23 protein-coding genes and 1 pseudogene are annotated in these 26,172 nt (G+C 64.5%); 5 read left to right on the top strand and 19 right to left on the bottom strand.

Annotated features, from left to right (window positions below; all coding sequences use genetic code 11):
* Window positions 1-6: 6 nt before the first annotated feature.
* From LO787_RS08835 to LO787_RS08865, 7 genes are all read right to left on the bottom strand, one after another.
* Window positions 7-630 carry an OmpA family protein gene (locus tag LO787_RS08835; protein WP_232495472.1) on the bottom strand — a complete coding sequence of 208 codons (624 nt, stop codon included), beginning with the start codon at window positions 628-630 and terminating at the stop codon, window positions 7-9.
* Window positions 618-2,462: a cation:proton antiporter gene (locus LO787_RS08840; RefSeq protein ID WP_232495473.1), complete on the bottom strand. Its 1,845-nt coding sequence runs from the start codon at window positions 2,460-2,462 to the stop codon at window positions 618-620. Before LO787_RS08840 ends, LO787_RS08835 begins: the two co-directional genes overlap by 13 nt.
* A 256-nt stretch (window positions 2,463-2,718) precedes the next feature.
* The gene (locus tag LO787_RS08845) at window positions 2,719-3,066 is read right to left on the bottom strand and encodes a putative quinol monooxygenase (protein WP_232495474.1); all 348 of its coding nucleotides are present in this window, start codon (window positions 3,064-3,066) and stop codon (window positions 2,719-2,721) included.
* Between the two features lie 78 nt (window positions 3,067-3,144).
* Window positions 3,145-3,564 (bottom strand): carboxymuconolactone decarboxylase family protein, encoded by a 420-nt coding sequence (locus tag LO787_RS08850; RefSeq protein WP_232495475.1) that lies wholly within the window; start codon window positions 3,562-3,564, stop codon window positions 3,145-3,147.
* Window positions 3,564-4,292 (bottom strand): SDR family oxidoreductase, encoded by a 729-nt coding sequence (locus tag LO787_RS08855; protein ID WP_232495476.1) that lies wholly within the window; start codon window positions 4,290-4,292, stop codon window positions 3,564-3,566. The genes LO787_RS08850 and LO787_RS08855 overlap by 1 nt, the downstream gene beginning before the upstream one ends.
* 42 nt (window positions 4,293-4,334) lie before the next feature.
* The gene (locus LO787_RS08860; RefSeq protein WP_232495477.1) at window positions 4,335-4,580 is read right to left on the bottom strand and encodes a tautomerase family protein; all 246 of its coding nucleotides are present in this window, start codon (window positions 4,578-4,580) and stop codon (window positions 4,335-4,337) included.
* A 15-nt stretch (window positions 4,581-4,595) separates the two neighbouring features.
* On the bottom strand, window positions 4,596-5,096 hold the full coding sequence (locus tag LO787_RS08865; RefSeq protein ID WP_232495478.1) for a (R)-mandelonitrile lyase: 501 nt from the start codon (window positions 5,094-5,096) through the stop codon (window positions 4,596-4,598).
* A gap of 128 nt (window positions 5,097-5,224) precedes the next feature.
* Between LO787_RS08865 and LO787_RS08870 the strand changes: the two genes are divergently transcribed.
* Window positions 5,225-6,142 (top strand): LysR family transcriptional regulator, encoded by a 918-nt coding sequence (locus LO787_RS08870; RefSeq protein WP_232495479.1) that lies wholly within the window; start codon window positions 5,225-5,227, stop codon window positions 6,140-6,142.
* A 669-nt stretch (window positions 6,143-6,811) separates the two neighbouring features.
* Here the strand turns inward: LO787_RS08870 and LO787_RS08875 are convergent.
* A pseudogene (locus LO787_RS08875) lies at window positions 6,812-7,003 on the bottom strand (transposase); the annotation flags it as partial.
* A 374-nt stretch (window positions 7,004-7,377) separates the two neighbouring features.
* On the opposite strand from LO787_RS08875, the gene LO787_RS08880 reads away from it, so the two are divergent.
* Window positions 7,378-8,175, top strand: coding sequence for a sugar transferase (locus LO787_RS08880; protein WP_232495480.1), 798 nt, complete (start codon window positions 7,378-7,380; stop codon window positions 8,173-8,175).
* Here the strand turns inward: LO787_RS08880 and glgX are convergent.
* The 7 genes from glgX to LO787_RS08915 all read right to left on the bottom strand — a co-directional run bounded on the left by glgX (window position 8,169) and on the right by LO787_RS08915 (window position 19,382).
* Window positions 8,169-9,983 (bottom strand): glycogen debranching protein GlgX, encoded by a 1,815-nt coding sequence (glgX, locus tag LO787_RS08885; RefSeq protein WP_232495481.1) that lies wholly within the window; start codon window positions 9,981-9,983, stop codon window positions 8,169-8,171. The genes LO787_RS08880 and glgX overlap by 7 nt on opposite strands.
* Window positions 9,980-11,443 carry a glycogen synthase GlgA gene (gene glgA / locus LO787_RS08890; RefSeq protein WP_232495482.1) on the bottom strand — a complete coding sequence of 488 codons (1,464 nt, stop codon included), beginning with the start codon at window positions 11,441-11,443 and terminating at the stop codon, window positions 9,980-9,982. Before glgA ends, glgX begins: the two co-directional genes overlap by 4 nt.
* A 7-nt stretch (window positions 11,444-11,450) precedes the next feature.
* Window positions 11,451-12,713: a glucose-1-phosphate adenylyltransferase gene (glgC, locus tag LO787_RS08895; RefSeq protein WP_232495483.1), complete on the bottom strand. Its 1,263-nt coding sequence runs from the start codon at window positions 12,711-12,713 to the stop codon at window positions 11,451-11,453.
* A gap of 126 nt (window positions 12,714-12,839) precedes the next feature.
* Complete coding sequence (gene glgB, locus LO787_RS08900) at window positions 12,840-15,014, bottom strand: 1,4-alpha-glucan branching protein GlgB (protein WP_232495484.1); 2,175 nt, start codon at window positions 15,012-15,014, stop codon at window positions 12,840-12,842.
* Complete coding sequence (locus LO787_RS08905) at window positions 15,011-17,455, bottom strand: glycogen/starch/alpha-glucan phosphorylase (RefSeq protein ID WP_232495485.1); 2,445 nt, start codon at window positions 17,453-17,455, stop codon at window positions 15,011-15,013. The genes glgB and LO787_RS08905 overlap by 4 nt, the downstream gene beginning before the upstream one ends.
* Window positions 17,456-17,712: 257 nt before the next feature.
* On the bottom strand, window positions 17,713-18,441 hold the full coding sequence (locus LO787_RS08910; protein ID WP_232495486.1) for a 4-carboxy-4-hydroxy-2-oxoadipate aldolase/oxaloacetate decarboxylase: 729 nt from the start codon (window positions 18,439-18,441) through the stop codon (window positions 17,713-17,715).
* Window positions 18,438-19,382, bottom strand: a complete 945-nt coding sequence (locus LO787_RS08915; RefSeq protein ID WP_232495487.1) for a hydroxyacid dehydrogenase — start codon at window positions 19,380-19,382, stop codon at window positions 18,438-18,440. Before LO787_RS08915 ends, LO787_RS08910 begins: the two co-directional genes overlap by 4 nt.
* Window positions 19,383-19,552: 170 nt before the next feature.
* On the opposite strand from LO787_RS08915, the gene LO787_RS08920 reads away from it, so the two are divergent.
* On the top strand, window positions 19,553-20,476 hold the full coding sequence (locus LO787_RS08920) for an SMP-30/gluconolactonase/LRE family protein (RefSeq protein ID WP_232495488.1): 924 nt from the start codon (window positions 19,553-19,555) through the stop codon (window positions 20,474-20,476).
* A 135-nt stretch (window positions 20,477-20,611) separates the two neighbouring features.
* Here the strand turns inward: LO787_RS08920 and LO787_RS08925 are convergent, their stop codons facing one another.
* The 3 genes from LO787_RS08925 to LO787_RS08935 all read right to left on the bottom strand — a co-directional run bounded on the left by LO787_RS08925 (window position 20,612) and on the right by LO787_RS08935 (window position 23,810).
* Window positions 20,612-21,031, bottom strand: a complete 420-nt coding sequence (locus tag LO787_RS08925; RefSeq protein WP_232495489.1) for a GlcG/HbpS family heme-binding protein — start codon at window positions 21,029-21,031, stop codon at window positions 20,612-20,614.
* A 97-nt stretch (window positions 21,032-21,128) separates the two neighbouring features.
* The gene (locus LO787_RS08930) at window positions 21,129-21,842 is read right to left on the bottom strand and encodes a GntR family transcriptional regulator (RefSeq protein WP_232495490.1); all 714 of its coding nucleotides are present in this window, start codon (window positions 21,840-21,842) and stop codon (window positions 21,129-21,131) included.
* 408 nt (window positions 21,843-22,250) lie between these two features.
* Window positions 22,251-23,810, bottom strand: coding sequence for a carbon-nitrogen hydrolase family protein (locus tag LO787_RS08935; protein ID WP_232495491.1), 1,560 nt, complete (start codon window positions 23,808-23,810; stop codon window positions 22,251-22,253).
* Between the two features lie 130 nt (window positions 23,811-23,940).
* Between LO787_RS08935 and LO787_RS08940 the strand changes: the two genes are divergently transcribed.
* Window positions 23,941-24,213 carry a hypothetical protein gene (locus tag LO787_RS08940; RefSeq protein WP_232495492.1) on the top strand — a complete coding sequence of 91 codons (273 nt, stop codon included), beginning with the start codon at window positions 23,941-23,943 and terminating at the stop codon, window positions 24,211-24,213.
* 105 nt (window positions 24,214-24,318) lie between these two features.
* On the opposite strand, the gene queF is transcribed toward LO787_RS08940, so the two are convergent.
* Window positions 24,319-24,786 (bottom strand): preQ(1) synthase, encoded by a 468-nt coding sequence (gene queF, locus LO787_RS08945; RefSeq protein ID WP_232495493.1) that lies wholly within the window; start codon window positions 24,784-24,786, stop codon window positions 24,319-24,321.
* A 132-nt stretch (window positions 24,787-24,918) separates the two neighbouring features.
* Here queF and LO787_RS08950 point away from each other — a divergent pair, with 132 nt between their 5' ends.
* Entirely contained in the window at window positions 24,919-26,139 is a 1,221-nt protein-coding gene (locus tag LO787_RS08950) for a hypothetical protein (RefSeq protein WP_232495494.1), read from the top strand.
* Window positions 26,140-26,172 lie beyond the last annotated feature (33 nt).

Raw genomic sequence — 26,172 nt, forward strand, 5'->3', positions numbered from 1 at the left:
CGCGCATCAGCCGCCGGTGCCGGACGCCGCTTCCGTATCCGACGGCGGAGGCGGCAAGTCGACCTTGATCTCGACGCGGCGGTTCTTCGCGCGCCCCTCCATGTCGTCCGATCCGTCGAGCTTGCGGTTGGGGGCGATCGGCCGTGCTTCGCCAAGGGCGATGACGGTGATCCGATCGCGCGGCACGCCCTGTTTCACGAGGTAATCACGGACCGCCTCCGCACGGCGGCGCGATGCGGCGAGGTTCTGGCTGTCGGAGCCTTTGGAATCGCTGTGTCCCCAGATCGTGATCGGCCCCTCGGCCTTGAAGACGGGATGGGTCATGAACTCGTCAAGAACGGCAAGCCCGGTCTCGTCCGGCGCAGCGCCCTTCGCCGGGAATGGGATCATCAGCGTCTCGGGTTCCAGAACCGGTGCCGGTGTCGCGGGCGTTTCGATATCCTCGCGGATGATCGACTTCTTTTCCGGCTCCGGCGTGACGACCGCTTCCTCTTCGACAGCGCCGGTCGCGGGGGCATCGGTATGTGACGCGCGCGATCCGTCCTGTGCCTGACAGGCCGCAAGGCCGAGGGCGAGGCCCACCGCGCAGGCCATCGGAACGGCCCTCGCGCCTCTGTTCAATTCTCCCATTCGCTCGCCTCCTTCTTCCTCGTCGGGCGGTTGTTGTCGGGGTCGGCATGGCGCGATGGGCCGTAGGAAACGACCACGTCCCCCGGCTGCGGCGTCGGCCGCGATGCATGCGTGAAGAAGCGGATACGCCCGTCCCTGCGCAGCACGAACAGCATGTCGGCTTCGTCGGGCAAGGCCGAGCGGGCGTCGTCGAAGTCGAACTGCTCGCTGATCCGGGTCTTGCGGAAGGTCCAGCCCGCCGCCTCGCGCTGCATGATCTCCTCGACCCCGTGCCCGGAGCCGAACATCGCGCGCCCGCGCAGGGCTTCGGGCAGGCTGCGATGGTCCTCGTCGTCGCCCGAGCCGCCGAGCTGATAGACCGAATCCCGGCCGATATCGGGCGCGAATTCGCTGCAGACGAGCGCGTTGTAGGCCTCGTTCTCGGTCGTGGCGACAAGTACCTGAAACTGCGTCAGGTCCAGCCGTTCCTCGGTCGCTTCGGCGAGGATCTCGCCATGGTAGGTCGCAATGCCCGCCTGACGCGGTGCGGAGAGGCGCTGCCAGCTGGTGTCGGTAATCATCACCGGCAGGTCGAGCGACTGGAGCTGGCGTGCGAGCGAGAGGCTCCACGGCGTGCTGCCGACCACCAGCAGGCCCTTCTGCGTCGCGCCCGTGACCTTGAGCCAGCGCGACACGAAGCGGATGCTGAACCCGTGCGCGACGATGGTGGCGACGACGACGGAGAACGACAGCGTCACCAGAATGCTGCCGTCGCCATAGCCGAGCTGGTCGAGCCGCAGCGCGAACAGGCCGGAGACGGCGACCGCGACGACGCCGCGCGGCGCGATCCAGGCCACCAGCAGGCGCTCGTTCCACGGAATCTTGCTGAAGGCCAGCGCCACCAGCACCGTGGCCGGCCGGACGAGGAACAGCAAGGCCAGCAGGAAGGCGAGGAAGCGCCATTCGAACAGGCGCAGCACTTCGAAGTCCAGCGAGGCGGAAAGCAGCACGAAGACGCCCGAAATCAGCAGGACCGTCACGTTCTCCTTGAACGGATGGATGTCGCGCAGGGAATCGAGCCGCATGTTGGCGACGGCGACGCCCATGACGGTGACCGCCAGCAGGCCGGTCTCCTGCTGGATCAGGTTCGAGAGGACGAAGGTGCCGATGACGGCGACCAGCAGCACCGGCGCCTTGAGGTATTCGGGCACGTGCCCGCGCGGGAAGGCCCAGGCGATCGCGCGCGCCGTGGCGTAGCCGATAAGCCCCGCGACGATCGCCGCGCCGAGCAGCGCGGCGACGACGGAGAGCAACGTGCCGCCCTCATCGACGCGGCGCAGGTATTCGTAGGTGATGACCGCGCACAGGGCGCCGAACGGGTCGTTGACGATCGCTTCCCACTTGAGGATCGCGCGCGGGCGCGGCGCCACGTTGCTCTGGCGCAGCAGCGGGATCACCACGGTCGGCCCGGTGACGACGAGGATGCCCGCGAACAGGATCGCGACCGGCCACACCAGCCCTGCGACATAGTAGCACGCGAGCGCGCCCAGCACCCAGCCGAGCGGGATGCCGATCATCATCAGGCGCGTCACCGCGCCCTCGGTCTTGCGCAGCTCGCGGAAGTTGAGGCTGAGGCCGCCTTCGAACAGGATCAGCGCGACCGCGATGGAGACCATCGGCTCCAGCAGTTCGCCGAAGGTATGCTCGGGGACGATGAGTCCGGTGACGGGACCGGCGATGACGCCTGCCCCCAGCATGAGGGCGATGGCAGGCCAACCGGTACGCCAGGCGATCCACTGCGCGCCGATCCCCAGGATGCCGATCAGCGCGAAAACAAGGGCTTGTTGCTCCATAGGAGGGGGATAACGCCCCAGGCGCACGAATGTAACCGGCGAAATCCCTCAAATCCGTATCGGGATCGCTTACTACGTCGGATGACATTGATGCTGACAGCCTCGGCAAAACCTCTCGATACTCAAGTGCGGAAGATCTGCTTCTCTATCCTGAATTAGCAAGACTGGCCTTCAAGTGCCTATCCGGCCTTAAGTAAATCACGTGATAATGCTGGCAATGCACAAAACAGAATTGAGTGCCGGCTACGTAAAAAGATCAGTGATCGCGGCTCCCCACATCGGAGCTCTTGGTGCGCAAGAGGATCGGATCTGTTTCGATGAGCCTGAGCGATCGCACCATCGTGGCGGTGCCGCTTTTGTATTTGAGGAAGTGCGGCGTCTTCAAATGCGCTTCATAGGCGGCTTGATCGACGTAAATCTCAAGGATGCGTATCTGCGCCGGATCTCCCCTCACCGAGACGGCATTCAGAGAAAGCACACCAGGCTCCAAACGAACCGAGGCGTCGATCTCCTCGCTCAGTAGCACTTTATAGGCATCAAGCTGTGCCGGATCGATGTCCAGTTCCGCAATCCGGACGATGGGCTGGCTCACCGGTACCGCCATGACATTGCCTCCTGAGCAGGCGAGCGCAACCGCGCCCATAGATGCCGCGAATATGCGTGAGGGCCAAGCGACAGGCACTCAGACGCCCGCTTCTTCGAACGCTTGCTTCAGGATCGGAAGTGCCGTCATTGCGGGCGGCGATCCTGCGTAGAAGGCGATCTGGGTGACGGTCTCGACGATCTCGTCCCTGGTCACGCCATTTTCGAGGGCCTTCTTGATGTGGAACGGCATCTCATTGATGCGATACATCGCAATAAGGCAGGTGATCGTCACAAGGCTGCGATCGCGAGGTTTCAGCGCCGCGTTCTCCCAGACGTCGCCGAACAGCACCTTGTCGGTGATCTCGGCGAGGTGCGGTGCAATGTCGCCGAAGGATTTGCGGGCGTTGGTCGGTTCGATGGGCATCATCTCTGCTCCTGCAGTGAGCGGCCATGGCATAGCGGCCATGGCGGCCGTAAAAATCGCGGTTCGTCGGCTGAACTGGGCGTCCAGCATCATCAGTGCGCGGTAAAGCCGCCGTCGACCGGCAGCGCAGCGCCGATCACGAAGCTCGCTGCCGGACTGCACAGCCACAGCACGGCGGCGGCGATTTCGTCGGAATGGCCGAGCCGCCCGATAGGCTGCTCCTTCATGATCTCGGTCATGGCCTCGGGCTGACCGGCCAGCATGTCCTGCACCATCGGCGTGTCGATCGTGCCGGGGCACACGGCGTTGATGCGGATGCCGCGCGGCGCATACTCGACACCGGCGCTTCGGGTCATGCCAATCACCGCATGCTTGGTACCGTGATAGGCGGCGCGCTGCGGCAGGCCGACAAGGCCGCCAAGCGACGAGCAATTGACGATCGCGCCGGAACCCTGTGCCCGCATCACCCGCAGTTCGTGCTTCATGCAGGCCCAGACCCCGCGCTGGTTGATGGCGGTGACGCGCTCAAAGTGCTCGAGCGGCTCGTCGGCTGCGTCGGACGGCGGCACCTGGATTCCGGCATTGTTGAACGCCATGTCGAGCCTGCCATAGCGGGCGACCGCAAGGTCGATCATCGCCGCCACCTGAACTTCGTCGGCGACATCGCAGGCCGTGCCAATCGCGGAGCCGCCCTCGCTGACAATCCGCTGCGCTTCCTGCACAGCCAGTGCCCCGTCGATATCGGCCAGCAACACCGCGGCGCCATTTTCGGCAAAGGCGCGCGCAGCAGCAAGCCCCATACCCTTGGCGGCACCGGTCACCAGCGCGACCTGCCCTTTGAAATCATAAACAGGGTTCATTTTTCAGCCTTCACCTTTGTTCGCGACGCTCGGCCCCGGACCGTAACCCGGCGTTTTGGCCAGCGACGCCCATCTCCCCTGAATGTCAGGCTCGTACACAAGCGAAGACCAGTCACTTGGCTGGACTTCCACGAACCCGACCGACACCGCCTCCTCGCCGAAATTCAGGATGCGCATCACATCGCCGACGATCGCAGCGGACAATTCCCGCTTCTGGGCCTCGGACTTGCCGGGGTAGAGCTTCACCACGATGTGCGGCATGGCTCAGTCGCTCGCCAGCGGGGCGAGATACTCCTCGTCGGTCACCTTCTCCATCCACACGACATTCCTGCCATCGACCGTGTCCTGGATGGCAATATGGGTCATGCCCTCGTGCGGAGTGGCGCCGTGCCAGTGCTTGTGGTCGGCCGGGCACCACAGAATGTCGCCGGCATGGAACTCATATTTTCCGCCACCCTCGATCTGGGTCCAGCCCACGCCTTCGGTCACGATCAGCGTCTGTCCCGCCGGATGCGTGTGCCAGGCACTGCGGGCGCCCGGCTCAAAATGGACAATGGCGCCGCTGACACGCGACGGGTCGGGACGCTGAAACTGCCCGGTGATCGTGACCTTGCCCGTGAAATATTCGGATGGGGCGTCAACGGTCTTGAGATCGGCCTTGCGTGCGATGTCCATGGGGGTCGGTCCTTCCTGAGCCGATGCGGCGCCTGTGACCGCCATGAGACCGGCAAGAATGATTGCGCGCTTGATCATGATGGCAGGCATCCCGTTCACGACCGCCCGCTCTGGACGATCGGCATGACGCCTATCTAGGCCACCTGGTTGAGCGGGATTAGCGCCCTGCCAAGCAATGAACTGATGAATGCAGCTCAACAGCGTGATAGGCTGAGCCGATGCAGATCAGTCGTACCGACCTCGCCGATTTTCTCTACTTTCTCGCCATTGCACGCCATGCCAATTTCCGGCGAGCGGCCTTGGAAATGGGCGTAACGACCTCTGCGCTGAGCCACGCCATCTCCGGACTGGAGGCGCGGCGCGGCGTGCGATTATTGAACAGAACCACAAGAAGCGTGACGCTTACCGCCGCCGGCGAGGAACTTCGGGCGTCGATCGAGGGCCCATTGCAGACCGTCAGCGATGCAGCAGAAAATCTCAACCGGTTTCGCGATACGCCGACCGGCCGGGTCAGGATCAACGTCCTCGAAGATGCAGTGCCGCTTCTGCTCGGGCCTGTGATGCCCATCTTCGTCGAGCGCTATCCGGAGGTGGAGGTCGACATCAGCGTCAGCAATCGGCTGATCGATGTGATCGCCGGCGGCTTCGACGCCGGCATACGGTACGGCGGCACGGTGCCGGAAGACATGATCGCACAGCGTCTCTCATCGGACATCCGCTGGGTCGCAGCGGCATCCCCGGCCTACCTCGAACGCTTCGGCACGCCGGTCGTCCCGCAAGACCTCCAAAATCATCGCTGTATCCGCATCCGTCTGGGCAACGATCAAGTGTACGACTGGGAGTTCGAGCGCGGCGAGGAGACAGTCTCCGTCACGATGCCAGGACCCTTGACCGTTGACAGTAGCCACCCCGCTCTGAGTTTCGGCCTAGGAGGGGTCGGCATCATCTACGGTGCGGAACCGATATTGAGGCCTCATTTACAATGTGGCGCACTGCAACTCGTCCTGGACGATTGGGCGTCCATGGGCGAAGGATTTCATGCATACTATTCAGGACGGCGACAAGTGCCGACCGCCTTGCGACTTCTTATTGATCTCATTCGAGAATTAGATCCTCTGCACAGAACGAACCGATAGATGTAACCGTATTTGGAATGACGCCGACTTCTGATCTGGCGGGATGATGCGGGCATAGCTTGGCCTGATATCCAGTTCGTCCCGACGGCAGCTTTTGGCACTGTTGTGAGTGCGATAAAATGGATGGAAGGGGCGCATTACTGTCTCGCCATCACGCTGATGTACCAACAACTGCCAGCTACCTAAACTCCATCGCCTTGAATTCACGATGGGTGACCCGATGACAGTTCGCGCAAAGGCACTGCAACTCCTCAAGCCTAGTTCGATGGCCGCCTTCCATTTCGGCGACCTGCATATCAGCGGTGACGAATCTCGATGCAAGCTTCACCCATCTCCGAGCCGAATGTTTTGACAGGATTCATCCCGCAACGTTCACAATAGAGCCGCCCGTGAGAAGCGCGAAACTGATCGCGCTTGGCGGCGGCTAGCCCGGTGCCGCGCTCTCGACCTAAATGGGTAACCAACTTGGGCCGCCCTTCAGTTCAAGCGCGATCTTCATCCGGAAGGTCGAAAGGTTTGTTCGGATCAGCCGCGCCCCTGCGCACGATCATATAGCCGTTGGCGCATCACCCGGAAGCAGAGCATGTTGTCGCCAGCGGTGAAATTTTCCGGCCCCACCTCAAACCCGAGCGCTTCGGTCGCTGCGACCCCGAAGACCGCCTTTGGGGGCATTGCCTCGGCCAGCAGTCGCTTCAGCTTAGCGTTCTCGTCCTCGAGCGCGCGCAACCGCTTGGCCTTCGAGACCTTCAGACTGCCATACCTGGCCTTCCTGTTGTAGATCGTCGCTTCCGACACGTCGTGGCGACGAGCCAGGTCGGCAGTCTTCGCGCCAGCCTCCCGCTACTTCAGCACGCCGATGATCTGCTCTTACGTGAACCTTGCTCGCTTCATTCGTCCGTCCTTCCATCACGGCAGACTCCAATCAAGCTTGGAGGAATATCCGGGGGCACGTCAGCCCGTATGAAAACTCCTTCGAGGCCGATCTAATCTTCTCCGCAAAATTACCATAATGATCCAAATTGAAGTACGTATTAATACCGAATTATATTAAAAATTCTGACGATAACCTTAACTTTCATCTTAAAAATCGTCAAAATATAATCGCAAATCGATGCTTATAACTCCGCAATTGAGCGACGCATTATTGACCGTCACCCCACTTATATTAACATGCCGTCAACCAAGATGCAGCCGGCCATCCAGCGCTATGCCTGCATCTTTCAGACGGGTGGACCATGGAAGCTCTCTCGACTTTCAGAGATACGGCGCAGCACGAGCCGTCCAGTATCTTTCCGGTAGACGCCGGGCTTATAAACCGACAAATCCTGCCAAGTCCGAAACCTGTTCATTGGGTGGCTGATGCCAAGCCTTTTCTCCCACGCTTTACCGAGGCCACCTGTTCTCACTCTCCGCTGATCGGCCAACATTCCGTCACCGGGCGAGTTTTCGATGTGGCGATATCATTGCTGGCGATCCTCATCTTCCTGCCGTTTCTGGTGCTTACGACACTGGCGATCAAGCTTTCGGCACCCGGCCCGGTTCTTTTCGTCCAGTCACGCATCGGGCGAGACGGCAAACCGTTCCCCTGCCTGAAGTTCCGCACGATGGTGGTGAATTCGCAGGATGTCCTGACCGAACTCCTCGCCCAATCACCTGATGCGCGCGCAGAATGGGAGCGTGATCAGAAATTGCGGAACGATCCCCGTATCACGGGAATTGGCTCGATCTTGCGCAAAAGCAGCCTCGATGAGTTGCCTCAGTTGTTTAACATCCTCGCCGGACATATGAGCGTCGTTGGCCCACGACCTATCATCGAGACGGAGATCATACGCTACGGCAGCAGGTTTGCGGCTTATTGTTCCGTTCGTCCCGGGCTTACAGGGCTTTGGCAGGTAAGTGGTCGCAACGAGATAGCATACGATACCCGTATCCGGCTCGACGCACGGTACGCCCTGCGAAAATCGACGCTTTATGACATCGGAATTTGCCTCCGGACCGTCCCCGCAGTCCTCGCATCAAGAGGAGTCTATTGAGCGGATGCTTCGTACAGGATTGCCACCGTTCGCGCTGCACGGTCTATATCAATGGCGAAACTTGTACCTTCGCTGCAAGCCTTGCAACGGAGCCAGTCCGCGTGGGGGGATTCCCAATCCCCTACCGTCATGAGGTGCTCTTCCCGTGTCAACCATGTCATCGGTTCGGGAAAGCGCGCGTGGAACGACAAATGTGCTGCGCGCGCGGCCGCCAGCGCAAAGACGTGACTTTCCAGTTCGCGATCGCGAACTTCCCAATCAACCCACCCTGTCGCGTTGTCCTGACAATAGGCGTTGTTATTGCCCAACTGAGTGCGTCCAAACTCGTCGCCTGCGGTCAACATGATAATGCCCGTTGAGGCAAACAGCGTGCCAAGCAACGCCTTAAGGTCAGCAAGACGTTTTTCCTTTACCCCGGCATCCCCGCTTTCCCCTTCAACACCGTTGTTCCAGCTGAAGTTCTCACCATGACCATCGCGATTTTCTTCACCATTGGCCAAATTGTGACGATTTGCGTAGGCGACTGTATCGGCCAACGTGAAACCATCGTGCGCAGCCAGAAAGTTGACCGAGCGGCACCCATTCGCATCCTGCAGCCCGAACAAGTCTGTGGAACCCGCTAGTCGCGTCGCCAGAGTACCGATATTCCCCTCGCCCTTCCAGAAGCGGCGAACATCGTCGCGAAAACGGTCGTTCCATTCCAGCCAGTTCGGCGGGAAGTGACCTAATTGATAGCCGCCGGGGCCGATGTCCCAAGGCTCCGCAATAAGGATGCGATCAGCAAGCACCGGATCGTTCGCGATCTCGGCAAAAATCGGCGCGGCAGGATCGAAACCCGGGCCTCGTGCCATTATCGGCGCGAGATCGAAGCGAAAGCCGTCGATCCCGCACTGTGTCACGAAATGGCGCATTGCATCGAGTGCCAAACGGCGGACTGCGGGGTTCGCAAAATCAAGCGTATTGCCGCAACCTGTGTCGTTGATGAGCGCGCCATCGGGCGCGTGCGCATAAGCCTCATTATCCAGCCCGCGGAGGGAAACTACACCGCCCAATTGGTCGCTCTCGCCGGAATGGTTGAACACGACATCGAGCAGCACGCCGATACCTGCGGCATGAAGAGCGGCAACGGCATCGCGCAGCTCCGTGATCCCGCCGGGGCAGAGCCCGGGATCGAGCGCCATCATCGCGACCGGGTTGTACCCCCATGCATTGACCAGACCGAGCGGCGGCAGATGGCGCTCATCTATCCAGGCAACGATCGGCATCAGTTCGATGGCCGTGATATGCAGGTTGCGCAGGTGCGTCAGCACCGCAGGGTGCGCCAGTGCCGCAATAGTGCCGCGCAGATCTTCGGGCACTTCGGGATGGAGCATGGTGAAAGCGCGGACATTGACCTCGTAGATAAGCCCGCCCCGCTCAAAGCGGGGAGGCTCCGGAGACAGAGGAACCGTCTGATCCGGAACAATAGCACGCGGTACGATGCCGGCGGTATCCGCCCCGAACTCGGCCAGGCGCGGGTTCTGGATGAAGCGGCGGTCGAGTTCTACGGCGTAGGGATCGACCAACAGTTTCGACGGGTCGAACCAGCGGCCGCGTTGAGGTGTCCATTCGCCTGTCGCGCGGTAACCGTAGCGGGCACCGGCGAGGTTGCCGGGCAGTGCAAGCGACCATTCAGGACCGCTGCGCTCCATCGCATGTCGAGTTTCGACATCGCCGTCGAACAGGCACAGCCACACCGTGTCCGCATGGGGTGAGCGCACGGCGAAGCGGGTTTCTTCCTCTCCAACCCATGCGCCGAGCATCGTCATGCCGTTAACGTCGCATAGAGATCGGCGTAGGCCTTGCCGCTCGCGGTCCATGAGAAGTCGCAGCGCATCGCGTTCTTCTGGATGTGCTCCCAGACGACCGGTTGCGCGTGAAGTTGGACGGTACGGGTAATCGCGGCTGCGAGAGCGTCGTAGTTCACGCCGTCGAACTGGATACCCGTAGCGCAATTGGCGGCCAAGGCGGCCGGATTCGCGTCGATCACGGTGTCAGCAAGGCCGCCTGTGCGCGACACTACAGGCAGGCAACCGTAGGCAAGGCCGTAGAGTTGGGTCAGGCCGCAGGGCTCGAAGCGGGAGGGTATGAGGATGGCGTCGCCGCCAGCCTGCATACGGTGGGACAGGGCCTCGTCGTAGCCTATGCGGATGCCGACGCGACCGGGGTGGCGCGACGCACCTTCGATCAGCGCGCGTTCCAGTGCGGCATCGCCGGAGCCCAATAAGGCCAGTCTTCCGCCGATTCCGACAAGGTGGTCCAGCACTTCGGGGAGGACGTCCATGCCTTTCTGCCAGGTCAGGCGGGTGATGACGATGAAGATCGGGCCGTCGCCTTCGTCGAGGCCGAACTCGGTCTCCAGCGCACGCTTGTTGGCGCGGCGCTTGTCGAGAGAACGGTGCGAATAGCGTGCGGCCAGCGCCGCATCAGCGGCCGGGTTCCAGACATCGGCGTCGATCCCGTTGAGGATTCCATATACAGCGTCACCGCGCTCGACGATCAGGCCTTCGAGGCCCATGCCAAACGCTTCCGAGCGGATTTCCCGCGCATACGTTGGGCTGACAGTGGTGATTGCATCGGCGCTGGACAGCCCTGCCTTCAGCATGCCGATACCGCCGTGATACTCCACCCCGTCGAGGGTCCAGGCACTTTCCGGCAAGCCGAGACGGAGGAACACCTCGGGTCCGAACCAGCCCTGAAATGCCATGTTGTGAATAGTGATGACGGACGGCGTCCGGGTCGCGCCGAAGGGAGCATAGCGCAAGTAGGCAGGTGCCAGCGCCGCCTGCCAGTCATGCGCATGGACGAGGTCGAAGCCCTGCGGCTTGCCGCGCTTCACCATGGCCCCGCCCGCAAGGTCCGCCGCGGCGCGTCCCAGCGCGGCGAAGCGCTGCCAGTTGTCGGCCCAGTCGAGCCCGGCCGCATCGGTGTAGGGCGCGCCTTCGCGGGCGTAGAGGGCTGGTGCATCGACCACCAGCAGCGGATGACCGTCCGGCAGCGTGCCTGCAAGCAGTCGTGCCGGAGTGCCGAGCAGCGAATCCCATGTGTGAACCACCTTCGGCTTGCGACCGAGCGCGGAGATGACGGAAGGATAGCCGGGCAGCAGCGTGGTCGTCTCCACACCATGCGGAGCAAGCGCGCCCGGCAGCGCGCCCACGACATCGGCAAGGCCACCGGTCTTGACCAGCGGCACCGCTTCCGAGGCGACCGAGAGAACCTTCAACGTCATAGGAGCCTCATAAGCCCAGCCGGTCGATCATCGGTTTGGTGATCAAACACACGCCGTTGTCGGTGCGGCGGAAGCGGCGGGCGTCGAGTTCGGGGTCTTCACCGACGACGAGGCCTTCGGGAATGCGCACGCCGGAATCGACGATGACACGCTTGAGGCGGGCGCTGCGGCCGATGTTGCAGTAGGGGAGGATCACCCCCTCCTCCACGCTGGAGAAGCTGCCCATCTTGACGCCCGTCATCAGCAGCGATCGCTTGGCGAGCGCGCCCGAGACGATGCAGTCGTTCGAGATCAGCGAGGAGATCGCATGGCCGCGCCGCCCCTCCTCGTCATGGACGAACTTGGCGGGAGCGGCCACGACCGCATCCGACCAGATCGGCCATTCGCGGTCATACATGTCGAGCTGCGGAACGGTGTCGGTCAGGTCGAGGTTCGCATCGAAATAGGCGTCGAGCGTGCCCGCATCGCGCCAGTATTCCTCGATCTCCTCGGCCGCGCGGATACAGCTGTCGGAGAAACGGTGCGCCTGCGCATGGCCGTGCTTGACGATGTAGGGGATGATGTCCCCGCCGAAGTCGCGCTTGCTGTCGGGATCGGCGGCGTCGCGGCGCAGCTGGTCGAACAGGAAATCGGTGTTGAAGACGTAGATGCCCATGGAGGCGAGCGCCATATGTTCCTGACCCGGGATTCCCGGCGGGTTGGCGGGCTTTTCGACGAAGGCAGTGATGCGATCTGTCGCGTCGACGTGCATCACGCCGAACTCTGTCGCGTCCATGCGCGGCACCACGAGACAACCCACGGTCACGTCGGCGCCCGAGTTGACGTGCTGCTGCAGCATCCGCTCGTAGTCCATCTTGTAGACGTGATCGCCTGCAAGGATGACCATGTACTTGGGATCGTGCGGCTGGATGATGTCGATGTTCTGGTACACCGCATCCGCCGTGCCCTCGTACCACAGCAGTTCGGAAATGCGCTGGCTGGCGGGCAGGATGTCGAAGCTTTCGTTACGCTCGGGCCTCATGAAGTTCCACGCCCGCTGCATGTGGCGGATCAGGCTATGCGCCTTGTACTGAGTGGCGACGCCGATGCGGCGGATGCCCGAGTTGATCGCGTTCGACAGCGCAAAGTCGATGATGCGCGCCTTGCCGCCGAAATAGACGGCGGGCTTGGCGCGGTTGTCCGTCAGCTCCCTGAGGCGACTGCCTCGGCCACCGGCCAGAACATAAGCCATGGCGTCGCGCGCTAGCGGGGCGCCGGAAGCTGGTCTCATCGGGTATCTCTCCGTTCTTATGTTCGTCATTGCGAGCGTAGCGAAGCAATCCAGCGTGGTCAGCCAATGCTCTGGATTGCTTCGCTACGCTCGCAATGACGATATGGGGTTGTCAAAGAATTCGTCCTAACCGGCGTATTCGAGCATGATCGTGGCGAGCGGCGGCAGCGTGACGGTCGCGTGCCCGTCCAACACCTTCACCTGCCCAAGGTTGCCCTTGCCGGTGCCGCCATAATGCACGGAATCGCTGTTCAGGATCTCGTTCCACTTGCCGTCGATCGGCAGCGGCACCTCGTACCCCGTGCGCATGGCGGGCGTCATGTTCGCGATCACTGCCACCGGAGCGGCGCCGGGCGCCTTCCGCAGCCAGGCGAAGACGCAGTTCTCCGTGTCGTCGACCACCAGCCACTCGAAGCCACCGGCATCGCAGTCGCCCGCATGAAGCGCCCGCTTAGTGCGGTAGAGGCGGTTCAAATCCTTGACCAGATTGCGCACGCCCTCATGCGAAGGCGCATCTCGCAGTTCCCAGTCGAGCGCGCGATCCTCGCTCCATTCGCGGCGCTGGGCGAACTCCTGTCCCATGAACAGCAGCTTCTTGCCGGGGTAGCCCCACATGAACGCGTAGTAGGCACGCAGGTTGGCGAACTTCTGCCAGTCGTCCCCGCTCATCTTGCCGAGCAGCGAACCCTTGCCGTGGACCACCTCGTCATGGCTCAGCGGCAGGACGTAGTTCTCCGAGAAGGCGTACATCAGGCCGAAGGTCAGGTCGTCATGGTGATAGCGCCGATGCACCGGATCGCGCGCCATGTAGCGCAGCGTGTCGTGCATGAAGCCCATGTTCCACTTGAACCCGAAGCCCAGCGCCGTCTCGCGCCCCTTGCCGTCACCTTCGTAGGCGGGCTGGGTGACGCCGGGCCATGCGGTCGATTCCTCGGCTATGGTCATGAAGCCGGGGTGCGCCGCATAGAGCGCGCGGTTGGTCTGGCGCATGAACTCCACCGCCTCCCAGTTCTCGCGCCCGCCTTCCTGGTTGGGGATCCACTCGCCCGCCTTGCGCGAGTAATCGCGGTACAGCATCGAGGCGACGGCATCCACGCGCAGCCCGTCTACGTGGTAGCGTTCAGCCCAGAACAACGCGTTGTTGACGAGGTAGCTCTGCACCTCCCGCCGCCCGAAGTTGTAGATCAGCGTGCCCCAGTCCGGCTGCTGGCCCATTCGGGGGTCGGCGTGTTCATAGAGCGCGGTGCCATCGAAGCGGACGAGGCCGTGCTCGTCCTTGGGGAAGTGCGCTGGCACCCAGTCGAGCAGGACGCCGATGCCCGCCCGGTGCGCACCGTCGACGAAGCGCGCGAAGCCCGCAGGCTCCCCGAAGCGCGATGACGGGGCATAGAGCCCGGTCGTCTGGTAGCCCCACGAAGGATCGTAGGGGTGTTCGCTGATCGGCAGGAACTCGATATGGGTGAACCCCATCTCGACCACATAGGGGATCAGTTCGTCCGCCAGCGCGTCCCAGTCGAGGAACCAGTTCCAGCGGTCCCGCTTCCACGATCCGGCGTGGACCTCGTAGATCGAGACCGGCACCTTGCGCGCATCGACCGAAGCCCAGTGATCGAGGTGCGCCTCGTCGCCCCAGTCCAGCTTGGCGGGGACGGCGGTGACGGAGGCGTTGTCAGGCCGGATTTCCGACATGAAGGCGAAGGGGTCGGCCTTGAGCGGCTGCACCGCGCCGTCCGCACCGACGATATGGTACTTGTAGGCCCGATAGTCGCCGATGTCGGGGATGAAGATTTCCCACACGCCGATGTCAGCGCGGCTGCGCATGACGTGGCGGCGTGCGTCCCAGTCGTTGAAGTCGCCCACGACGCTGACCTGCCGGGCATTGGGCGCCCAGACGGCGAAGTGGACACCCTGCGCGCCCTCATGCTCGATCAGGTGCGCGCCGAGCTTGTCGAACAGGCGCATATGCGTGCCCTGCGCGATCAGCAGGTCGTCCACCGGGCCGAGCACCGGGCCGAAGGTATACGGGTCGGTAACCAGCCAGTCGTGTTCCTGCGACGTGCAGCGGTAGCGGATCGGCTGCGGCTTTATCCGCAGCCGCCCTTCGAACAGGTAGCGATCATCGACCTTTTCGAGCGTTCCGAGCCAGTGCCCGTCGAGGCTGAACGCCTCGACTTCGTCGGCGCCGGGAAGAATGGCCCTGAGGTGCGTACCGTCAGGGCCGGCATGGGTTCCAAGAAGCGAAAACGGGTCCGCGTGAGTGCCTTGAAGCAGAGAATCGAGAGCGCTTTGCGGTGGCTTCACAGAACTTTCCAGATGTCCTTGGCATATTCGGAGATGGTCCGATCCGAGGAGAACCAGCCGACATTGGCGATGTTCCGGATGGCGGAGGCGCGCCAGCCGGCTTTATTTTCCCACCGCGCGTCGACGTCGCGTTGGGCGGCGGCGTAAGCGTCGAAATCGGCTGCGCACATGAACCAGTCATGCTCGTAGATGCCGTTGACGAGCCCCTCGTAACGGTGCGGATCGTCGTGCGAGAACACGCCCGAGGAGATCGCGGAGAGCGCCTGGCTCAGTTCGCGGGATTCCTCGATGATGGCGCGGGGGTTGTAGCCCTCGGCGCGCTTGGCGGTGACTTCCTCGGCGGTGAGGCCGAAGATGACGATGTTCTCGTCGCCCACATGCTCCTTGATTTCGACGTTGGCGCCGTCGAGCGTGCCGATGGTGAGCGCGCCGTTGAGGGCGAACTTCATGTTGCCGGTGCCCGAGGCTTCCATGCCTGCGGTCGAGATCTGTTCCGAAAGGTCCGCCGCCGGGATGATCCGCTCGGCCAGGCTGACATTGTAGTTCGGGACGTAGACCACCTTGAGCAGCCCGCCCACCGAGGGATCGGAGTTGACGCGCCGGGCGATGTCGTTGGCCAGCTTGATGATGAGCTTGGCGTTGTGATAGCTCGGCGCCGCCTTGCCGCCGAAGATCTTCACGCGCGGCACCCAGTCGCGCTCCGGATGGCTGCGGATCTGGTCGTAGAGCGCTACCGTCTCGATCAGATTGAGCAATTGGCGCTTGTATTCGTGGATACGCTTGATCTGCACGTCGAACAGCGCATCGGGATCGAGGCGGATGCCCATCGTCTTCTTGATGTAGTCCGCCAGCGCGACCTTGTTCGATCGCTTGACCTCGGCCACGCGCTCACCCAGCGCGGCATCGTCGGCCAGCGCGTTGAGGGCGGACAGCTTGGCCGCATCGTCGAGGAACTCCGGCCCGATGGCGTCCTTGATGACCTTGGTCAGCCCCGGGTTGCACTGCTGCAGCCACCGGCGCGGGGTGACGCCGTTGGTCTTGTTGTTGATCCGCTCCGGGTAGAGCGCATGAAGGTCGGCGAAGACCGTCTCCTTCATCAGATCGGTATGCAGCGCGGCCACGCCGTTGATCGAATGCGCGCCCACGAACGCGAGGTTCGCCATGCGCACCCGACGCTCCCCGCTCTCGTCGATGAGGCTGATCGCGGCGATCTGGCCGTCGGTCAGGCCCGCCTTGCGCGCTTCGCGCAGGACGCGGCTGTTGATCGCGTAGATGATCTGCATGTGACGCGGCAGCAAGCGTTCGAACAGCGGCAGCGGCCAGGTTTCCAGCGCCTCGGGCAGCAGGGTGTGGTTGGTGTAGGAGACAGTCTTCTTCGTCACCTCCCACGCCTCGTTGAACTCCAGCCCTTCGAGGTCGACCAGCACGCGCATCAGTTCGGCCACCGCGACCGAGGGGTGCGTGTCGTTCAACTGGATCGCCGCCTTCTCCGGCAGGGTGCGGATATCGCCCTCATACTGGACGTGGCGCCGCACGATGTCCTGGATCGAGGCAGCGGTGAAGAAGTATTCCTGCCGCAGCCGCAGTTCCTGCCCCGCCGGGCTGGAATCCGCCGGATAGAGCACGCGCACAAGGCTTTCGGCGCGCACCTTCTCCGCCAGCGCGCCGAAGTGGTCGCCGGCGTTGAAGGCATCGAGCTTGAGCGGATCGATCGGGTTGGCGGTCCACAGGCGCAGCGTGTTCACGCGCTTGCCGCGCCAGCCCACCACCGGGGTATCGACCGCAGTCGCGTCCACTTCCTCGGCCGGGTTCCACATCACGCCGTCGCCCTGCGCGACGACCTCACCACCGAAGCCGATGCGGTAGGTGCTTTCGAGCCGCTCGAACTCCCACGGGTTGCCGTGCGCCAGCCAGGTCTCGGGCAGTTCGACCTGCCAGCCATCGTCGATGCGCTGGCGGAACATGCCGTTCACGTAGCGGATGCCGTAGCCGTAGGCCGGGATGTCCAGCGTCGCGAGGCTCTCCATGAAGCACGCCGCCAGACGGCCGAGGCCACCGTTGCCGAGCGCCGCGTCGGGCTCAAGCTCCTCAAGTTCCGCCAGATCGAGGCCGAAAGTGGCCAGCGCCTTCTCCATGTCGCGCGTGACGCCAAGGTTCGAGAGCGCGTCGCGCAGCAGGCGACCGATCAGGAACTCCATCGAGAGGTAATAGACGCGCTTGCCGCCCGCCTCGTATGTGCGCTGCGTGGATTCGATCCACGAATCGATGATCTTGTCGCGCAGCGTCAGGATCGAGGACGCGTACCAGTCATGCTGCTTGGCCGCGCGCTGGTCCTTGCCGATGCGGCGGCGCAGGACGCGCAGGATGTCCTTCTCCATCTGCGCGGAGGCGCCGGAATCGGAAAGGGGGGGCTTGATGTCGGACACGGGTTCGCTGGCCACGAGAGCACTCCTTAGCAGGCCGCCCGGACGCGCCGATTCAGCTCGACGGGACAGGCCGGTTAATGCCAGGACGGGGGCGATTTCCCCCTCCCCCTTCCTAGGGAGATATGGCTAGCACAGGACTGCGTTGCGGCAAGATAGATTGTGCAGTGCGGCAATCAAATTCGTCACCGGGCCGGTTTCATTCCTGACGGCCACAAAAAAAGCCGGAGCCGCGCGAACGGCCCCGGCCTCCCTGCATGGAACGTCCCGAACCGTCAGCCCGGGCGGTCCTCCTCCCAGGTGCAGTCCCTGATCTCGATGCCGAGTTCCTCGACCAGCGCCCTCATGCCGAGCACATCGAACAGCACCTCGCCCTCGCCGATACGGCGGCGGAACTCGACTTCCTTGGCGGCGCGGGCCTCGGCATTGGTGACGGCGAGTTCCAGCAGCGTCTTGGGGATCACCAGCACCCCGTCCGAATCGCCGACGATGACGTCTCCCGGTTCCACCAGCACGCCATCGACCACCAGCGGCACGTTGACCGCCGCCGGGCCGCGCTTTTTAGGATGCTCGACGGAGACCGCCGTCGACCATACGGGAAAGCCCAGTTCCCGGATCGCATCGACATCGCGCGTGGCGCCGTGGACGACAGTGCCGACGAGCCCCTTCTTCTTCGCAAACGTGCAGGCCACGTCGCCCCAGAGCGCGCCCTGATGCCCGCCGCCGTTGGTCAGCACCAGCACATCGCCCGCCTGCGCCGTGTAAAGCGCGGCGTGGATGGCGAGGTTGTCGCCCGGGAAGTTCCACGCCGTCACCGCTGGGCCGCAGACTTTCTGGGCGGGAGCGATCGGGATCATGGCGGGGCTCATCAGGCACATGCGACCCGCGATCTCGCCCAATCCCTCATGGAGATCGGCGATGCCGAACTTCGCGGCACGTTCCAGCAGCGCCGGGTCGGGGCGATCGATCCTTGCGTAGATCACGGATTTGACGGGAACGGTCACGACAGAACCTCCGGATTGAGCAGGGTTGCGGGCACTTCGCCCCGGCTGATGGCGTCGATCACGGCGGCGACGTGAAGCGCCATGTCCTTCATCCCGGCCTCGGTGACGCCCGCGACGTGGGGCGAGAGCAGGCAGTTTGAGAGGCCGAACAGCGGATGATCGGAGGCTGGCGGTTCGTCCTCGAACACGTCGATGCCCGCGCCCGCGATCTGGCCGACGCGCAAGGCTTCCGCCAGCGCGGCTTCGTTGACGATGCCCCCGCGCGAGCAGTTCACCAGCAGCGCGTGCGGCCGCATCATGCCCAGTTCCACGGTATCGATAAGGTTGCGCGTGGTGTCGGTCAGCGGCGTATGGATGGATACGATATCGCAGCCAAGCACGCCCGCGAGGTCCGCTGGCTCCACCCCGGCGGCACGCACCTCCGCGTCCGGCACCACCGGATCATAGGCCAGAACTTCGCACCCAAAGCCGAGGGCGCAGATCTTCGCGACCTGCCGGGCGATCCGGCCGAACCCGATCAGGCCCACCCGCGCGCCGGTCAGATCGCCGAGCCGGATGCCCCAGCGCTCGTCCCAGCGGCCTTCTCGAACAAGCGAATCCATGTCGCGCGTGCGGCGCAAAAGGCCGAGCATCAGGGAAACCGCGCCCTCCGCCACCGCCGTCGAGTTGTTGCCGCCCGGCGTGTTGGCGACCATCACGCCCTGCGCCGTGGCAGCGGGAATGGCGATGTTGTCCACCCCCGCGCCGTGCTTCACGATAGCCTTGAGGCGCGGCATCGCGCCAAAGATTTCGGGACCGAGCGGGCTCGTGCGGATCACGATCACGCTCGCTTCCGCCACCCGCGGATCATCCAGCCCGATCACGTCATGCGCCGAGGCGATACCTTCGACCCCGACAGGATGGATTGGATCGATTATGCAGACGAGTTCGCGGGAACTCACGGGGATTCCTCTCCTTTTTGCCCGTGATGTATACCATCGAGGCGGATTTGCTGAGTGTGGTGGTGAAAGCTCTTTGCGGGGCGGTCAAGGCGTAATAAGCGTTCGGGCAGACAACATGTATCCGATCCGGGCCTTTGCCGTCCGGGCGATCAATCGAGAGGACGCCTGCGATGTTCGCCGCCCCGCCCGCCGTCACGGCCGAAGTGTTCTGCCGCATCCCCGATCGCTTCCGCCGCTTCGGCGAGACGACCGAGTGGGCGCAGGTCCAGCTTCACGGCGCCGCAGCGCCGGTGTTCCTGGAGGGGCCGGTGTTCGACGCGGCGGGCAACCTGTGGGTGACGGACATCCCCTGGGGTCGCCTGTTCCGCATCAGCCCCGACGGGACGTGCGAGGTCGGCTTCGAATACGACGGCCAGCCCAACGGCATGAAGTTCCTCAGCGACGGCCGCCTGCTGGTGGCGGACCACCACAAGGGCATGGTCATCTGCGACCCCGCCACCGGCAGGTCGGAACCGTGGTTCGAGCGCTACCTCCTGGAGCCCTTCCTCGGCTGCAACGACCTGACGATCGCGAGGAACGGCGACATCTGGTTCACCGACCAGGGCCAGTCGGGCTGGCACAATCCCAACGGCCGCCTGTTCCGCGTCCGCGCCGGGACCGGACGGCTGGAACTCATGCTGGACCGGATCCCCAGCCCCAACGGCCTCGTGCTCAACAATGCGGAGACCGCGCTCTACCTCGCCGTCACCCGCGCCAATGCCGTGTGGCGCTGCCCGCTCGTCAATAACGGCGAGGTGATCTCCAAGGTCGGCACCTACATCCAGCTTTCCGGCGGCTCCGGGCCGGACGGGCTGACGATCGACGCTAACGACAACCTCGTCGTCTGCCACGTCGGCTTCGGGGCGGTGTGGCTGTTCTCCGACCGGGGCGAGCCGATGCTGCGGATCGACGTGCCCGAAGGCCGCTACACCACCAATGCGGCCTACGGCGGGCCGGACAACAAGTGGCTGTTCTTCACCGAATCCAGCACCGGCACGGTCTACAAGGTGGAGATGCCGGTGCCCGGGCGGGAGATTTTCGAGGCCCGGATCTAGTTCCTCCCCGAGCTTGTCTCGGGGAGGGGGACCGCCGCCGCAGGCGGTGGTGGAGGGGGAGAAGGCGCGCAATTCCCCCTCCGTCAGCCCTTCGGGCTGCCACCTCCCCGAGACAAGCTCGGGGAGGAATCGAGGTCAGCCTGCGACCAGCCCTGCCGCAGCGATGCCTGCAAAGGCCGCTTCCTCGTCCTTGTCGGACAGGTCGCCGCTGACGCCGACCGCGCCCAGCAGCGCCCCCGCCGCATCGCGCACCAGCACGCCGCCCGCCGCCGGGATCAGCTTGCCGTGCCACGCGGCCGAGAGCGCGGCCATGAACTGCGGGCGTTCCGCCGCCATGTCGCCCAGCTTGCGGCTCGACACGCCCATCGCCAGCGCGCCCGCGGCCTTGCCTGCCGCCACATCCGGGCGACCGTAGCCCGAGCCGTCCTCGCGCTCCATGGCGACGAGATGCCCGCCCGCGTCCAGCACCACGACGGTGAGCGGGTTGAGCGCCATCTCCCGGCCCTTGGCGCGGGTTGCGGCAACGAGGGTGCGGGACTGGTCGAGGGTAATCATCTGCGCAGGTTCTCCTGAAACGATGGGCGAACCTTGGGGAAGGCAGAGGCTTCCTAGCCCGCCCTCGCCGCCTTTCGCAAGCGCTTGCCACGCCGCATCACTCGGCAGCGAGAGGCATCGCCCCGTCGTTCAACAGGTGGCCATAGCGGACGAGACCAGTCCGCGTCCGCCGGATGTGCATCACCAGCGCCGCTTGTGCCGTCTCCACCTCGCGCTTGGCGATGGCATCGTAGAGGAGCTGATGTTCAAGGTCGTGCGTCCGCCCGCCCTCGCCTTTCGCGCCCGGCACCGCGTTACCCATCGCCAGCTTCATGTAGGCACGGCGGTAGCTCTGCGTGGTGTCCCACACCCGCTCGACGATCTGCGCCAGCAGCGGCGTCGAGTGGCGGCGGTAGGTGATCCAGTGGAACTCGCGCCCGAGCGCGATGGCCTCGTCGATGTCGCTCGTTTGCTCATTCCGCTCCATGACAGCGCGCAGGTCGGCAAGGTCGGCGTCGGTCAGGTGCGGCACGCTGTCGGCCAGCAGCAGCGGTTCGATCCGCTCGCGGATCTCGTAGGACACCTCGAGGTCGCGGCGGGTCAGGCTGGTGACGCGCGCACCCGCATTGGCCCGCATGGTGACGAGGCCGCGCGCCTCGAGGATGCGCAGCGCGTCGCGCACCGGAATGCGGCTGGTGGCGAGTTCGTCCGCCAGTTCGTCCTGCTTGATGCGGGCGCCGGGTGGCAGTGCGCCCGATAGGATACGCTCGGCGAGGATATCGGCGACGCGCTGACTGGCAACGCCCTGGGGTACGGTAAGGTCTCTGGTCATGGCGTCGCTTTGTTTTGGATACGATCGAGAGGCATAGACCGTTCCGAACGGCGCGCAAAGGGGTACTGAACTGAACCTAGCGGCACCTACGGGCACCTAAAGGCGCCTGGCGGGCCTTTACGGGTGCCTGCGAAGTGTCGGCGCGGGGGATATCGGAAGGCCGTCAGGTTCCGCCTGACCCTTCGACAAGCTCAGGGTGAGCGGAAACAACCTGCCTTCACCCTCCCCCCTTTCGTCATTGCGAGCGCAGCGAAGCAATCCGGCGTTACGCGATGCCGCTGGATTGCTTCGCTGCGCTCGCAATGACGAAGACCTTGAAACCCCGCTCAGGCTGAGCTTGTCGAAGCCCCGCCGGCAGGGCGCGCCTAAAGACAGCCAGCGGTCCCGGCCTTCGCCGGGACGACGCACTCAGTGCTGGGCCCACTCCACGCGATAGAGATCGAACCGGCGGTCCTTGAGGTTTTGCACCGCGCCGGACTGGCGCGCGGTAAGCAGGGCGTCGAGGCTGAGGTCGGAGATCGCGATCGTCTCCGTATTCGGCGCGGTGTCCGCCGCCACGCCGTCGCGGGCGAAGGGGAAGTCGCTGGGCGTCAGGATCGCGCTTTCGGCGTAGTGGACGTCCATGTTCTCGACGTTGGGCAGGTTGCCGACTACGCCGGAGGTGACGACGTAGCACTGGTTCTCCACCGCGCGGGCCTGCGCGCAGTAGCGCACGCGCAGGTAACCGCGCCGCTCGTCGGTGCAGAACGGCACGAACAGCATCAGCGCGCCCTGGTTGACGAGGTGGCGCGCCAGTTCGGGGAACTCGCTGTCGTAGCAGATCATCACCCCGATCGGGCCGCAATCGGTGGGGATCACGTTGGCGCCGAAGCCGCCCTTGATGTTCCACCAGCGCCGTTCGGAGGGCGTGGGATGCAGCTTCTGCGTCTCGTGCACCGCACCGTCGCGCAGGAAGGTATAGGCGATGTTGCGGATTTCGCTCTTGCCGCCGCCCAGCTTGACGCGGGTAGGGTGCGAGCCGCCGATGATGTTGATGTTGTAGCTGACCGCCATGCGCTGCATGAATTCCACGAAGCGCTCGGTATATTCGGCGATCTTCTCGATCGCGGCGGCGGGCTCCAGCTTGCTTTCCTCGATGGAGAGCAGTTCCAGCGTGAACAGTTCGGGGAACACCACGAAGTCGCTCTCGTAGTCCGCCGCGACGTCGATCCAGTATTCCACCTGAGCCTCGAACTCGTCGATGGTCTCGATCTTGCGCATCTGGAATTGGACGGTCGCGACGCGCACGCTGGAGGGGACGCGCTCCTTGAGGCCGGGCACCGCCTTGCCGGTGTCGCGCGGAGCGAGCGGGTTGGTCCAGTACATCAGCACGGCGTTGCCGCCGCTCTCGCGGTCGGTGGGGATATAGTCCGGCAGGATGCCGCGCGGCTCGTAGCCCTCGTTCATCTGGAAGTTGATGACCTGATCGCGGATCTTCTTGTCCTTCACCGCCTGCACGTAGTCTGCGGGATCGGGATACGTGCGCTTGCGGCGGAAGTAGCCGGGCATGCGGCCTGCGAAGGCGATGCCCTTCAGCTCGAAATACTGGCAGACCTCGCGCCGCTTGCGATAGAGGCGCTGGCCGATGCGCAGGCGGCGGTAGTCCGGATCCACCACCACCTCGAACCCGTAGAGCACGTCGCCCTCGGGCGCGGGCGGGCGCCCGTAGCCGCCGTTGCTGATCTCTTCCCAGGTATGCGGCTTGAACGCGAGGTCGGAGGTGACGATCATCGTCGCGCAGTGGCCGACGACCCTGCCTTCGTATTCGGCGACGAACTGGCCTTCGGGGAAGTTGATGACCTGACCCCGAATTTCCGCCCGGGTGAAGGCGTCGGCCTTGCCGTAGACCTTGACGGAAAGGCGGGCGATGGCGGGGGCGTCGCCGACGGTGGCCTGGCGAATGACGAGCTTGGCTTTGGTCTGGTCCATGAGGGGCCTATTACGCGCTCCGGCCCCGATGGTTCCAGTCCGTAATGATATTGACCGGACTCGGTTTTTCTCATTAAGCCGGGATACAAGCGGGCGCGGCGCCGTTGTTCTCCATGGAAGGAGACATCACATGAGCGCTACTCTCTTCGCCCTCGCCCTGTTCGCCTGTTCGGACGACGGTACGGCCTGCCAGCGCCTCGACACTCCGGTCCAGACTTACAGCGACCGGACCCAGTGCGATGCCCGCCTCGACGATGCGCTGGACACCGAAGCCGCGCGCAAGGCCGAGGCTCCGACCGTCTATGCGCAGTGCCTGTCGAGCCGCCAGATGGCCTCCATCGGCAAGGGCACGATAGACCTGACCCGCGTCAACGGCGCACGCTTCGCCTCGGCGGGTTACTAGGCAAGTCTCTTCAACCAAACCTCGTCATTGCGAGCGCAGCGAAGCAATCCAAGGTCGGCCCACATCGCTGGATTGCTTCGCTGCGCTCGCAATGACGAAGCGTACTCAGCCCCGGCCGCGGTAGCCCGGCACGCCCTGATCGGGCACCCACAGGCCTGCGGGCGGCGCATCGGACTGCCAGAACACGTCGATGGGAATGCCGCCGCGCGGATACCAGTAGCCGCCGATGCGCAGCCAGCGGGGCTTCATCTCGTCGAACAGGCGCTGGCCGATGCCGACCGTCACGTCCTCGTGGAAGCCGTTGTGGTTGCGGAAAGAGCCGAGGAACAGCTTGAGGCTCTTCGATTCGACGATCGTCTCGCCCGGCGCATAGTCGATGACGAGATGCGCGAAGTCGGGCTGTCCGGTGACCGGGCACAGCGAGGTGAACTCCGGCGCGGCGAAGCGAACAAGATAGAGCGAGCCGGTGCGCGGGTTGGGTACGTAGTCGAGGACCGCCTGCTCGGGCGATGCGGGTAGTGCGCTCTGCTGGCCGAGATGCAGCGGAGTCGCGGGCTTGGAAGTGTCGTTCATGCCTTCGGCCATGCCTCCATTGACCCGTCCGCGCAAGAGCGCTGCCATGCAACGGCCTGTCGCGGGCTTGTGCTGCGCGCTGGAGGCATTAACGAGCCATTCACAACGCATCGGGCGAAAGCCGAAGGGACCATGAGGGGCAAGCTTTCCATCTTCGCAGGCGCGGGCACGACCGCGCTCATCCTGTCCGCAACCGCTCCGGCGGCGGCGCAGTCCGCCAATACGTGGAGCCTGCCGGACCCCAGCGCGACGCCGACCGGCCAGCGCGCGCAGGGACCGGTGGACGCGCAGAACCCCGTCGTGCGCCCCAGCACGTCCGCGCCGGAGCCGGTGCCGACGATAGCCCCTCCGCCGCCGACCGTCCGGCCCATGCCGGTCCCGAGCGCGACTGCGACGCCCTCACCCCGCCCGACGCCGCGCGCCACCCCGACCGCAGCGCCGAGTACCGCCCCGGTCACTCCGCGCGCGACGGCGACGCCCACGCCGGAACCCACGGCGAGCACGCCCGTCCAAACCGCCCCCTCGCCAAGCGCATCGCCCGTGCCCGAGGCGGCCGCGCCTGTACCGACGCCAGCCCCGTCAGCCGCACCCATTCTCGAACCCGCATCCACCGATACCGCCTGGCCGACATGGTGGTGGGCCGCGCCGATGGCTCTGGTGGCCGCCATCGGGGGCGTCGTCGCCCTCACGCGCCGCCGTTCCCGCCCCGATCAGGTCGAATGGGAGGCCGAGGAAGCCGCCCCCGTCGCCGCACCGGTGCCGCAGCCGAGCTTCGCGCCGCCGCCTCCCCCGCCTGCGCCCGTGCCCCAACCCGCCCCGGTCGCAAGCGCACCCTCGCCCACCGGGCCGGAACTCGCGTTCGAGCCGGTCGGCCTGCGCCTCTCGCTGGTCTACGCCACGCTGCAGTACCGCCTGACCGTCACCGCCACGGCGCCGATGGAAGCGGGCCACCTGCTCGGCGACATGATCGGCGCGCACGGATCGATCCCGCCCGAGGAGCAACTCGCCCCCGCCATCGAGAACCTGACGCCGCTCAAGCCGGTGCCCGCGCTGGCCGCCGGGGAGAGCGCCACGATTTCGGGCGAAATCCTGCTGCCGCTGAACGCCATCACACCCGTGCGCCAGAACAGCGCCTCGCTGTTCGTGCCGCTGGTGCGCCTGTGCCTCGTGTCGAGCGTCGCCAGCCCGGCGGTCCGCCGCGTCTACACCGTCGGCACCGCCGGAAGCGCTGCGCTCACCCCGCTGCGCCTCGATGTCGGCCCGGGCGAGCATCGTACCCTTGCCGCCCGCGAGGTGGAGGCGGCGCGCGCCTACCCGGTGCAATCCGCCCGGTTGCAGCAGGCGGTCGGCTGACGGCTTGCCGCAAGGCCTTTCCCGAGGCCTCCC

Source organism: Novosphingobium kaempferiae, assembly GCF_021227995.1.
GTDB lineage: Bacteria > Pseudomonadota > Alphaproteobacteria > Sphingomonadales > Sphingomonadaceae > Novosphingobium > Novosphingobium kaempferiae.